Below are 11,890 nucleotides of genomic sequence, written 5' to 3' on the forward strand. Positions count from 1 at the left end.
GCCCCCGAGATCGACCCCACCGCCCAGGACTACTGCGCCGAGCGCACCGCGATGATGCCGCGCCGCACCCGCACCCGCGCCCAACACCGCGCCGCCCGCATCGCCACCGAACGCATCCACAACCGCGACGCGCGCACGGCACGCCGAAAAGACCGGCAGAGCGCCTACTTCGGACCCCACGAACCCACCGGCGACGACGAACCCCCACTCTTCTAGATGCGCTGGTCCGGTCAGGCCGTCGCGGTCAACGGGACGCCCGTCGAGGACGGGGCGCTGCCCGGGCTGCAGCGGATCGGATTGCTGCGCAGCGTGCGGCACCCGCAGTTCGAGGGCCTGTGTTCTATGGCCTGTCGGCGCGGGGCTTGTCGGCGCGCGGCTTGGTGAGCGTGAACTCGTCCACGACGGTCACCGCGCCGAACGGCCCGGTCAGCGCGTAGTGCGTCGCCTTGATCGAGGTGTTGCCGCCGGGGGAGCCCGGGTCCACCTCGAAGGCCGCGAACCCGTGCGCATACTCGCGGTCGCGAAACGCCGACCACGGCGCCTCCTCGGTCACATAGATCGGCGCCTTGCGCCCGATCGCGGGGTCGAACGGGCCGACACCCATCACCACCCGGCAGCGCCGGTCGGGGAAGAACATTCCGTTGGACGGCAGCGAGGTGCCGCCCCCGCCGATGACGACGTGCACCGTTCCCCGGGTCGCGTCGATCACCCCGTTGCCGGTTTCCACGGGCTCGGGCGTGCGGGTGTCGGTACCGAGCGTGCCGCGCACCGGATGCGACCGCTCGTAGTGGTGCTCGTGGCCGCACACCACCAGGTCGACCCCGTACTGGTCGAACAGCGGCAGCCACTGCTCGCGGATGCCCAGGTCGGCGCCGTTGGTCTGGTCGGCGGTCGAGATCGCCGTCTGATGCATGCACACCACCACCCAGTCGACGTCCGGGTCGCGTCGCGCGTTGGCCAATTCGCTTGCCAGCCAGCGCTTCTGCTCGCCACCCGAGTAGCCGTGCACGTAGGAGTTGCCGCCGTCCTGGAAGCACACGTCGTCGTTGCTGAGGCTGATCACCCGCACCGAGCCCGCGGTGAACGAGTACCACAGGCCGCGCAGTTCCCCGGTGGCGCCCGACTCGGGCACCGCGAAGTACGTCTGGTAGGCGGCGTAGCCGATCGGCCCGTTGCCCAACTCGTTCTCGTGGTTGCCCGGCGCGGGCATCCAGGGCCGGTAGCGCGCCGAGCGCGTGTTGTTCTCGAACCAGTTCGACCAGGTGCGGATCCGGTCGTGGGCGAGGTTGGCGTAGCACAGGTCGCCGTTGACCAGGTTGAACAACGGCCCGACCCGTTCGATCGCCAGCGTGGTGTCGGCGGCCGCCGGCGACCCGATGTTGTCCGTCCCGTAGCCGCCGTCGGCCAACTTGTCCAGCGCGGGCGTCGACTGGTCACCGAAGCTGGTGAAACACAATGGCTTTCGCCCCCTGGGCGCGGTCCGCACCGCTGCGGTCACGGGATCGGCGCCGTCGTGCACCGCGGCGTAGACGTAGTCGGAATCCGGGGTCAGGTCCGTCAGGCGGGCGTGGTTGACCCGAACTTCGTTGTGGGACTTTGCGTCCCGGTACGTGCGGGTTTCGGCCGCGACGGTGCGCCCGAAGCCCGACGCCGGCGTGCCCAGCATGACGCGCGGATTGCGGACGGCCTCGGTGGTGTGCCAGGACACCACCACCTCGGTGCCGGCGTTCCTGCCGAACTGCAGGTGCAGCCCGGACACCGGCGGCGCACCGGTGCGGTCCGGTTGATACCAGACGCCCGGCCCGTGCGGGTGTGACCACAGCAGCGCGCCGGCGCCCAGTCCGACGCCCGCGCCGACCGCCGCGGCGGCGCTCGTCGTCAACAACCTGCGGCGGCTGACGGTGCGGGGTGGCTCGGATTCGTCGGTCATGCATGCTTCATACCCGACGCGGGCGACCGTCGGCATATCCACCGGTGAACGCCGGTTTCGGCGCAGCCATCCGTAACGCATTCGGTACCGTCTCCGACATGATCAACGTGCGGAAAGCGATCAGGGTATCCGGGGCGGCAGTGGCGGCGGTGGCCGTCGCCGCTGCCTTCACGCCCGCGACCTCCCTGGCCGACCCGGCCGGCCATCAGGTGACCTACACGGTCAGCGCCACCGGCAACCTGACCGGTCAGGTCCGGTACATGAACACCGACCCGCCCAGCCGGTCCGCCTTCGACGACAACTCGTCGCGGTACATGAACACCGTGCCGGCGACATTCAGCGCGGACCAGCCGCTGGTGTACACGACCACGTTGGCGGACCCGAACCAGTGGGCGTTCGTCAACGCCAGCGGCGGGTGCCACTGGCCGGACTGCGGCTCCGGGTCCACCCCGCAACTGCACTGCGAGATCGCCGTGGACGGCAAGGTCGTGGTGACGCAGAACGCCACCACCGGGGTCACCTGCTCGACGCGTCCCTGGTAGCAACCACGACGACCTCGGCCGGTCGGCCGCCCACCGCCCGGATCCGGTGGCCGACCGCCGCGTCGAAGTAGGCGCTGTCGCCGGCGCCGAGCGCGACGGTCGAGTCGCCGTATTCGAGTTCGACGTCCCCGGCGTGCACGAACACGAACTCCTGACCCGCGTGCTCGGGATGGGGATCGTCGGCGCCGTGCTCGCTCGGACGAACGATGAAGGGCGACATGGACTTTCCGAGCAGGGCGGACCCCAGCGCCTGGTAGCGCTCGCCGCGCGGGTGCCCGGCCCGGTCGACGGCGATCTTCTCGGAGGCCGCCTCGTCAGAGAACAGCCGCCCGACGTCGGCGTCGAGCGCCCGCGCGACCTTGAGGGCGACCGCGATCGACGGCGTGCTGAGGCCGCGCTCGATCTTGGACAGGTAGCTCTTGGTCAGGCCGGTGGCGGCGGCGAGCCCCTCCAGCGTCAGGCCGCGTTCCCGGCGGACCGCGCGCAGTAGTGCCGTCACCGGAGTCCCTTCCATGACACGAAGTTTCCTTGAGTGCTATATTGTGTCATATGGCCGCCACGTTCTCGGATGCCAAGTCCGACCTGATGCGCCGCGCCGCCGAGCAGCTCAGCGCCCACGTCGACGATCCGCGGTTGAGCATCCGCCAGAAGCTGGCGCTGACCTGCCGCGCCCTGTTCGACGCCGGGCACGACTCGGGTCTGACCGGTCAGATCACCGCACGGGCCGAAGCGGCGGGAACCTACTACACCCAGCGGCTGGGGCTCGGGTTTGACGAGATCACCGCCGGTAACCTGCTGCTGGTCGACGAGGACCTCAACGTCCTCGACGGGGACGGAACGCCTAACCCCGCCAACCGCTTTCACAGCTGGATCTATCGCGCGCGGCCCGACGTCCACTGCATCGTGCACACCCACGCCTTCCATGTCGCGGCGCTGTCGATGCTGCAGGTGCCGCTGGTGGTCTCCCACATGGACACCACGCCCCTCTACGACGACTGCGCGTTCCTGGCCGAGTGGCCCGGCGTTCCGGTGGGCAACGAGGAGGGCCAGATCATCACCGCCGCGCTCGGCGACAAGAAGGCAATCCTGCTGGCGCACCACGGCCAGGTGGTGGCCGGGGCCAGCGTCGAGGAGGCGTGCTCGTTGGGCATCCTGATCGAGCGCGCCGCCAGGCTGCAGCTGGCCGCCATGGCCGCCGGCACCGTCCGGCAACTGCCCGAGCAACTCGCCCGCGAGGCCCACGACTGGACACTGACCCCGCAGCGCAGCCGCGCCAACTTCGCCTACTACGCCCGTCGCGCGCTGGCCCGGCATCCCGACGCGCTGACCACCGAGGGGGGTCGCCGGTGATCCACGGCATCATCGCCTACCCGGTGACCCCGTTCGCCGACACCGGTATCGACACGGCGCGGCTGGCCGCGCTGGTCGACAAGCTGGTCGCCGACGGCGTGCATGCGATCGCCCCGCTGGGCAGCACCGGCGAGCTGGCCTACCTCGAGGAACCCGAGTTCGACAGCGTGGTCGACACCACCCTCGCCACCGTCGCCGGCCGGGTGCCCGTGGTCGTGGGGGTGTCGGATGTGACGACCGCCAAGACCGTCCGGCGCGCCGCATACGCCCAACGTGCCGGCGCCGCCGCGGTGATGGTCCTGCCGGTCTCCTACTGGAAGCTCACCGAACGCGAGATCCTCGAGCACTACCGCCGCATCGGCGACGCCGTCGAGATCCCGATCATGGCCTACAACAACCCGGCCACCAGCGGCGTGGACATGCGCCCCGAGTTGCTCGTCACCATGTTCGAGGCCATCGAGAACCTCACGATGGTCAAGGAATCCACCGGCGATCTGTCCCGGATGCGGCGCATCGCCGAACTGTCCGGCGGCCGGCTGCCCTTCTACAACGGCAGCAACCCGCTGGTGCTCGACGCGTTGTTGGCCGGCGCCTCCGGATGGTGCACGGCCGCAACGAATCTGCGGCCGCAGCCGTGCCTCGACCTGTACGACGCGGTGCGCGCGGGTGACCTCGACACGGCGCGCGCCCGCTACGACGACCTGAAAGGCTTGCTGGAGTTCATCGTCGCCGGGGGACTGGCCACCACCGTCAAGGCGGGACTGGAACTGCTCGGCTTCCCGGTCGGTGATCCGCGCCCGCCGTTGCTGCCGCTCGACGAGCGGGGCCGTGCGGCGCTGCGGGAGTTGCTGCCGGGCACCTGAACGACCCGGGTACGGTGGATTCGTGAGCGGCGGTACGCAGAAACTCTACGTGTTCCCGCACGCCGGCGGATCGGCGCAGTATTACGTCCCGTTCGCCAAGACGTTCTCGAACGTCAAATGCGTTGCGGTGCAATATCCCGGACGGCGCGGCACGCAGGACCTCGCGTCCTTCACCGGCATCGATGACCTGGCCGACCAGGTCTGCCGGATGCTGCCCCCGAACGACCGTTCCGGGGACAAGGTCGCGTTCTTCGGCCACAGCATGGGGGCGCTGGTCGCGTTCGAGGTCGCGTGCCGGTTCGAGGCGGCGGGTAATCCGATCGCCGCCCTGTTCGTGTCCGCGTGTGCGGCGCCCGGCCGGATCGGCTACGACGACATTCCCGACTCCGATCGCGGGCTGCTCGACGCGGTGAGCGAAATGACCGGCGTCAACCCGGAGTTTCTGGCCGACGAGCGGTTCGCCGCGCAAATCCTGCCGACCTTGCGGGGCTTCAAGGCGATCACGAACTACGAATGCGGCCCCGACGCCAGGGTTTCCTGTCCCATTTTCGCGTTTATGGGGGACACGGATGAAGTCGCCACCGCCGAGAAAGTCGCCCCGTGGTCGGAACGCACCTCCTCGGAGTTCGCCGCGCGGGTGTTTCCCGGCCACCACTTCTATCTCGACGACCACCTGCCGGAGCTGGTGGGCGACATCGAGGACAAGATGTCCTCCTGGTGCCGGGGCTGACGGGCGACACGCCGAGCTGACCGGCGAATCAACCTCCGTCGCAAGGGGTTAGCAGTCCGCTGTGGCTTGACTGAGGGTTCGCGGTGTGTGGAACTCCACATTCGGTGGCGGGCCGGCCGGGGCGTGCCCGTGGGCCGCCGGCGGCCGGCACGGCGCGGAACCGGCCGCGCGGCCACCGGGCAAAGCCGACAACAAACCGACCCGGGGTCTGCTCCGCGCGGTCCGCGCTGTTATGCGCGCGGCCGGGCCTATCCCGGTCGCCGCATCGGCAAACACACAAGAAGATCTGTGGACGTTCGCATTTTGACCGTCACGGTCATTGGACGCGGCGCGTTTAGATACCTGTCGAATGGGTACAAGTCGAAAACCGACGGACCCTCCCGACTGGGGCACGTTATGCTGACGTCGGGGTCGGGAAAGAAATGAATCAACTGTCCAGCTCGCTACTGGGCGAACGTATTACTGGAACGTACTACTGGGGGTTGTTAAGTGGCGAATTGGTCAATACCAGCCATGCTGCGCGAGAACGCCGCGCGTGAGCCCGACGCGGCCGCGTTCACGTTTATCGACTACGAGCTCGACCCACGGGGTTACCCGGAGAGCCTGACGAGGTCCGAGGTACAGCGGCGCGTCCAGGCGCTGGCCGGCGAGTTGGCCTCTTGCGGATCGCCGGGTGACCGCATCGCGATATGCGCTCCCCAGGGTCTCGACTACATCATCGGATTCCTCGGCGCCATGGCCGCCGGCTACATCGCGGTGCCGCTGCCGGTCCCCCAGCTCGGCGTGCACGACGAGCGGGTTTACGCGGCCGTCAAAGACTCCGCCCCCGCGGCGATCCTGACGACGTCGGACTCCGTCGACGCCGTCGTTCCCTGCAGGGGCGGTGTTCCCGGCCGCGCCCCGGCCGTGATCGAGCTGGACGCGCTGGGCCTCGACGAGGTGACCGGCTCGGGCTCCGGCGCCACCGTCTCGGAGCCGACGATGCCGCAAACGGAAACAGCACTGCTGCAATACACGTCGGGCTCGACGCGGGCGCCGGCCGCGGTCATGGTGACACACCGCAACGTCATCGCCAACCTCGACCAGGTGATCGAGGACTACTTCGAGGACAACGGGAAGGTGCCACCGCCCGGCATCACGATGGTGTCGTGGCTGCCCTTCTACCACGACATGGGTCTGCTGCTGGGCGTGGTGGCTCCCGTCCTGCGGGGCTTCCCCGCGGTGCTCACCACCCCGACGGCGTTCCTGCAGAAGCCGTCCCGGTGGATGCGGATGCTGGCCGACCACCACTCCTTCTCCGCCGCACCGAACTTCGCCTTCGAGCTGGCCGCGCGGCGGACCAAGGACGACGACATGGCCGGCCTCGACCTGGGCAACGTGCACACGATCCTGAGCGGTGCCGAGCGGATTCACGCCGCGACCATCCGGCGCTTCACCGAGCGTTTCTCGTCCGCCAACCTTCCCGACACCGCGCTGAAACCGTCCTACGGGCTGGCCGAGGCGATGGTGTACGTAGCGTCGTCGACACCGGGGCGGTCGCCCGTCACGGCCCGTTTCGACTACGAGAAGCTGTCCAGCGGTTACGCCCAGCGTCTCGGAAACGGCGGGGGCTCCGAGCTCGTCGGCCACGGCCGCGCGCGTGCCTGCACCGCGCGGATCGTCGATCCCGAGACGTGCGCCGAGAACCCGGCCGGCAAGGTGGGCGAGATCTGGGTGCACGGCCGCAACGTCACCGGCGGTTACTGGCGCAACCCGCAACTGACGGAGAAGACGTTTGGGGGACGGATCGCCGACCCGTCACCGGGCACGCCGGAAGGCCCCTGGCTGCGCACCGGCGACCTCGGGGTCATCTCCGACGACGAGTTGTTCATCGTGGGCCGCATCAAGGACCTGCTGATCGTGGATGGCCGCAACCACTATCCCGACGACATCGAGGCGACGATCCAGGAGATCACCGCGGGGCGCGCCGCGGCGATCTCGGTGCCCGACGGCCAGCGCGAGCAGTTGGTCACGATCATCGAGTTCAAGCCGAGACGCGCCGCGGCCCCCGGGTCGGTCGACATCCGCAGCGTCAAACAGCTTGTGAGGATGGCGGTTTCGGAGTCGCACAGCCTGCGGGTCGCCGACGTGGTGGTGGTGCCGCCGGGCTCCATCCCGATCACCACGAGTGGCAAGATCCGCCGCTCGGCCTGCGCGCAGCAGTACCTGCAGGACAAGTTCGCCGGGATGGAAATCCCGGGATAGAAATCCGTGCGTGACATCGTCGCTCGGGTCGACATCCTTGACGACTTCATCGCCGCAACAGGGTGGGATGTCGATTTGCCGAATCGAAAAACCTACCGAGGACGAGGGGAGGCCATCCCCAAAGCATGACAAGCCGGACTCGAACAAGCCCGCAAACGCCGACTTGCCTGGAACCGCCAGCAAAGGCGCACCGAACCCATCCAGGAACCCGACAATGTTGGTTATCAAACGCGAATCTCTGTCGCAACGTCAGAAACACCTCACCTACGCGCTCAAAGTAAGTGAGGCACACCGGCGGCTTGACAATTACTCCTGCGGGGTGAAACGTCGTGCACGTTGAGACTCTCAACCAGTTCGGAATGAGGCCAGCTGTCCGCCGCTGTTCTCGCAGAGCACTAGCTCGCGCCGAACACACCCGGATAACTGCATGCCGGAGATCACCATGAAAACCTTGCCTTCCCCCTTGACGCGTCCAGACGGCGGCTTTCGGCGCGGGTGCACCGTACGCATCGTCGATCCCGAGACGTGCGCCGAGAACCCGGCCGGCAAGGTGGGCGAGATCTGGGTGCACGGCCGCAACGTCGCCGGCGGTTACTGGCGCAACCCGCAACTGACGGACAAGACGTTCGGGGGACGGATCGCCGACCCGTCACCGGGCACGCCGGAAGGCCCCTGGCTGCGCACCGGCGACCTCGGGGTCATCTCCGACGACGAGTTGTTCATCGTGGGCCGCATCAACGACCTGCTGATCGTGGATGGCCGCAACCACTATCCCGACGACATCGAGGCGACGATCCAGGAGATCACCGCGGGGCGCGCCGCGGCCCCCGGGTCGGTCGACATCCGCAGCGTCAAACAGCTTGTGAGGATGGCGGTTTTGGAGTCGCACAGCCTGCGGGTCGCCGACGTGGTCGTGGTGCCGCCGGGCTCCATCCCGATCACCACGAGCGGCAAGATCCGCCGCTCGGCCTGCGCGCAGCAGTACCTGCAGGACAAGTTCGCCGGGATGGAAATCCCTGCGTGACGCCGTCGCTGGACGGCACCGAATCCTAACCAAGACCAACTCAGTTTGCAGTGAAAGTGAAGGGGTGTGGGGCATGACGACGACAACCGACCGGGGGGCATCGGCCGAATCCATTCGGCACCACTATGACGTCAGCGACGCGTTCTACTCGCTGTGGCTGGACGAGTCCATGACGTATTCGTGCGGCCTGTGGCAGGCCGAGGAGGACTCCTTGTCGGCGGCGCAGACGCGGAAGATCGACTACCTGGCGTCGTTGGCCGGAGCGGGTGCGCAAAAACGTGTGCTGGACATCGGCTGTGGCTGGGGATCGGCGATGCAGCGGCTGGTCACCGCGCACGACGTGGAACACGTCACGGGCCTGACCCTCAGCGCGGCGCAGGCCCACCACATCGAGCAACTCGACGACTCCCGCCTGGACGTGCGGGTGCAGGACTGGGCGGACTTCGTCCCCGACGAACCCTACGACGCGCTGATCAGCGTCGGGGCGATGGAGCATTTCGTGAAGTTCGGGTGGGAACGGTCGCGTAAGGTCGCGGCGTACCGGGCGTTTTTCCACAAGTGCCACGAATCGCTCAAGCCCGGGGCGGGCATGGCGCTGCAGACCATCGGCAAGGGCAGCGTCGCGCTCGACGAGCAGGGGCTGAAAGACACCCTGTTCATCACGCAGCACATATTTCCTGAATCGGACCTGCCCAGGCTCGCCGAAATCGTGCACGCCGCCGAGAAGCTCTTCGAGGTCAGGTCGGTGGCCAACCATCGCGAGCACTACGCGCGCACGTGCGCGGCCTGGCTCGACAGACTGCAGGCGAACATGGCCGCGGCGGTCGAGATCACCGGCCGCGAAAAAGCGGAAGCCTACGAGACCTACCTCAAGGCATGTATCCGGCAATTCCAGCTCGGCCACGCGAACCTTTACCGGCTCTCTCTTCGAAGGGTGTGAAGCATTGGGCTACACATGCATTCCCGACGCGCTCGCTGACCAGGCCCGGCAGCAGCCGGATGCGCCGGCCTACACGTTCGTCGACTACGACATCGACCCCGCCGGGCAGGCGCAGACACTGACGTGGCGTCAGGTCCACGAGCGCGCGCGGATCGTCGCCGCGGAGCTGGCGTCCTGCGGATCGCCGGGCGACCGCGCCGCGATCCTCGCCCCGCAGGGCCTGGAGTACGTGATCGCGCTCCTCGGCGCGATGGAGGCCGGGTTCATCGCGGTCCCGCTATCGGTGCCGATGCTGGGCGCGCACGACGAGCGGGTGTCCAGCGCGCTGAAAGACAGTGCACCCACGGCGATCCTGACGACATCGGCGGCCGCCGGCGACGTCGACGCGTGTGTCCGGTCGCTGCCCGGCCCGCCGCCGGCGGTGATCGAGATCGACGCACTCGACCTCTACGGGGCGCCGGCCGGCCGGTCCGGTAGCACGCCGCAGACCAAATCGGCCCTGCTGCAATACACGTCGGGCTCGACCCGGGCTCCGGCCGGTGTCGAGGTGACGCACCGCAACGTCATGACGAACCTCGAGCAGATCATGTCCGACTACTTCGAGGACCGCGGCGGCATCCCACCGCGCGATGCCACGCTCGTGTCGTGGCTGCCGTTCTACCACGATATGGGCCTGATGTTCGGCATCTTCATCCCGGTCCGGTTCGGGCTGCATGCGGTGTTGACGAGCCCGATTGCCTTCCTGCAGAAGCCCGCCCGGTGGATCAGACTGGTGGCCGGCGCCAGCAAGGCCGTCACGCCCGCCCCCAACTTCGCCTACGAACTGGCGGCGCGGCGCACCTCCGACGAGGACATGGCGGGCCTGGACCTGGGCGACGTGCACACCTTCATCAGCGGCGCCGAACGGGTGAACCCCGCGACGTTCACCCGCTTCCTCGAGCGCTTCTCCCGCTTCAACCTGCCTGCCACCGGTTTGCGGGCGGCGTACGGGCTGGCCGAGGCGACGGTGTACGTGACGACGTCGAACCCGGGCCGGCCCGCGCCGATCATCCGGCTGGACTACGAGAAGCTGTCGGCCGGCTACGCGCAGCGCTGCGGGGACGAGGAAGTCGGTTCCGAGCTGGTCGGCCACGGCACCCCGCGCGCGTGCACCGTACGCATCGTCGATCCCGAGACGTGCGCCGAGAATCCGGCCGGCAAGGTGGGCGAGATCTGGGTGCACGGCGACAACGTAGCCAGCGGCTACTGGCGCAACCCGCACCTGTCGGAACCCACCTTCGGCGCGCGGCTCGCCAACCCCTCGCCCGGCACGCCGGAGGACCGCTGGCTGCGCAGCGGGGACCTGGGCGTCATCTTCGAGGGCGAGCTGTTCATCATCGGCCGTATCAAAGACGTCCTGATCGTGGACGGCCGCAACCACTATCCCGACGACATCGAGGCGACCGTCCAGGAGATCACCCGAAGCCGCGTCGCGGCGATCACCGTCGCCGACGAGCGCAGCGAGCGGCTGGTGGTGATCAGCGAGCACAAGGCGCGGGGCGGCTCGCCCGACGAGGAGCGGGACAGGGTGCGCGGCGTCAAACGCGAAGTGACATCGACGGTTTCGAAGGTGCACGGCCTGCAGGTGAGCGACCTGATGCTGGTCGCGCCCGGCTCCATCCCGATCACCACCAGCGGCAAGGTCCGCCGTTCGGCGTGCGTCGAGAACTACCGCCAGGACGTATTTCCCCGGCTGGACGTGGACGCATGACCCCGCCCGAGGAGGAGTCAGCGCTGCGCAACTGGCTGGTCGACTATCTCGTCACCAACATCGGCTGCAGTCCCGAGGACATCGACCTCGACGCCGCGATGAAGGACCTGGGGGTCGGTTCCCGGGATGCGGTGGTGCTCTGCGGCGAGTTGTCCGAACTGGTCGACCGGCCGGTCTCGCCCATCGAGTTCTGGCAGCACCCCAGCATCAACGCGATGGCCCGATTCCTCACCGGCGCGGAGCCTGAAGTCGCGGCGGACTCCGGGGATTCGGTGGTGCGCAGTGATGAGCCGATCGCGGTGGTGGGGATGGGTTGCCGGTTGCCCGGTGGTGTGGACGGGCCGGAGGCGTTGTGGCGGTTGCTGGGTGAGGGTCGTTGCGCGGTGGGGGAGGTGCCCGCGGAGCGGTGGGGCTGGTTTGACGATGGTTCGCCGGAGTCGGCGGCGGCGCTGGCCGGCACGACGCGTTTCGGGGCGTTCCTGGACGACATCGAGGGTTTCGACGCGGAGTTCTTCGA

10 protein-coding genes and 3 pseudogenes are annotated in these 11,890 nt (G+C 68.4%); 11 read left to right on the forward strand and 2 right to left on the reverse strand.

What is annotated here, in order from left to right:
• Both FPZ47_RS23750 and FPZ47_RS23755 read left to right on the forward strand, forming a co-directional pair.
• Positions 1 to 216 (forward strand): annotated as a pseudogene (locus FPZ47_RS23750) (hypothetical protein); the annotation flags it as partial.
• Positions 217 to 336, forward strand: a pseudogene (locus tag FPZ47_RS23755) (Rv2578c family radical SAM protein); the annotation flags it as partial.
• Between the two features lie 4 nt (positions 337 to 340).
• Here FPZ47_RS23755 and FPZ47_RS23760 read toward each other — a convergent pair.
• Entirely contained in the window at positions 341 to 1,930 is a 1,590-nt protein-coding gene (locus tag FPZ47_RS23760) for a purple acid phosphatase family protein (RefSeq protein WP_144946066.1), read from the reverse strand.
• A gap of 98 nt (positions 1,931 to 2,028) precedes the next feature.
• On the opposite strand from FPZ47_RS23760, the gene FPZ47_RS23765 reads away from it, so the two are divergent.
• Positions 2,029 to 2,472, forward strand: a complete 444-nt coding sequence (locus FPZ47_RS23765; protein ID WP_144946063.1) for a hypothetical protein — start codon at positions 2,029 to 2,031, stop codon at positions 2,470 to 2,472.
• On the opposite strand, the gene FPZ47_RS23770 is transcribed toward FPZ47_RS23765, so the two are convergent.
• A complete protein-coding gene (locus tag FPZ47_RS23770) occupies positions 2,447 to 2,971 on the reverse strand; it encodes a helix-turn-helix domain-containing protein (RefSeq protein ID WP_144946385.1) in 525 nt (174 codons plus the stop codon). The two genes, FPZ47_RS23765 and FPZ47_RS23770, sit on opposite strands and share 26 nt — an antisense overlap.
• 50 nt (positions 2,972 to 3,021) lie before the next feature.
• Between FPZ47_RS23770 and FPZ47_RS23775 the strand changes: the two genes are divergently transcribed.
• The 8 genes and pseudogenes from FPZ47_RS23775 to FPZ47_RS23810 all read left to right on the forward strand — a co-directional run.
• A complete protein-coding gene (locus FPZ47_RS23775; RefSeq protein ID WP_144946060.1) occupies positions 3,022 to 3,822 on the forward strand; it encodes an aldolase in 801 nt (266 codons plus the stop codon).
• Positions 3,819 to 4,685 (forward strand): dihydrodipicolinate synthase family protein, encoded by an 867-nt coding sequence (locus FPZ47_RS23780; RefSeq protein WP_144946057.1) that lies wholly within the window; start codon positions 3,819 to 3,821, stop codon positions 4,683 to 4,685. The genes FPZ47_RS23775 and FPZ47_RS23780 overlap by 4 nt, the downstream gene beginning before the upstream one ends.
• Before the next feature lie 22 nt (positions 4,686 to 4,707).
• The gene (locus FPZ47_RS23785) at positions 4,708 to 5,415 is read left to right on the forward strand and encodes a thioesterase II family protein (protein ID WP_144946054.1); all 708 of its coding nucleotides are present in this window, start codon (positions 4,708 to 4,710) and stop codon (positions 5,413 to 5,415) included.
• A 489-nt stretch (positions 5,416 to 5,904) separates the two neighbouring features.
• Positions 5,905 to 7,659 carry an AMP-binding protein gene (locus FPZ47_RS23790; protein ID WP_210419980.1) on the forward strand — a complete coding sequence of 585 codons (1,755 nt, stop codon included), beginning with the start codon at positions 5,905 to 5,907 and terminating at the stop codon, positions 7,657 to 7,659.
• 499 nt (positions 7,660 to 8,158) lie between these two features.
• Positions 8,159 to 8,683: pseudogene (locus tag FPZ47_RS23795) on the forward strand (acyl-CoA synthetase); the annotation flags it as partial.
• Between the two features lie 73 nt (positions 8,684 to 8,756).
• The gene (locus tag FPZ47_RS23800) at positions 8,757 to 9,623 is read left to right on the forward strand and encodes an SAM-dependent methyltransferase (RefSeq protein ID WP_144946045.1); all 867 of its coding nucleotides are present in this window, start codon (positions 8,757 to 8,759) and stop codon (positions 9,621 to 9,623) included.
• A 4-nt stretch (positions 9,624 to 9,627) separates the two neighbouring features.
• Positions 9,628 to 11,373: an AMP-binding protein gene (locus tag FPZ47_RS23805; RefSeq protein ID WP_144946042.1), complete on the forward strand. Its 1,746-nt coding sequence runs from the start codon at positions 9,628 to 9,630 to the stop codon at positions 11,371 to 11,373.
• The coding region (locus FPZ47_RS23810) for an acyl carrier protein (protein WP_246859891.1) at positions 11,370 to 11,890 on the forward strand (521 nt) is incomplete at its 3' end. The genes FPZ47_RS23805 and FPZ47_RS23810, both read left to right, overlap by 4 nt.

Origin of the sequence: Mycobacterium helveticum, from assembly GCF_007714205.1 — a bacterium.
GTDB lineage: Bacteria > Actinomycetota > Actinomycetes > Mycobacteriales > Mycobacteriaceae > Mycobacterium > Mycobacterium helveticum.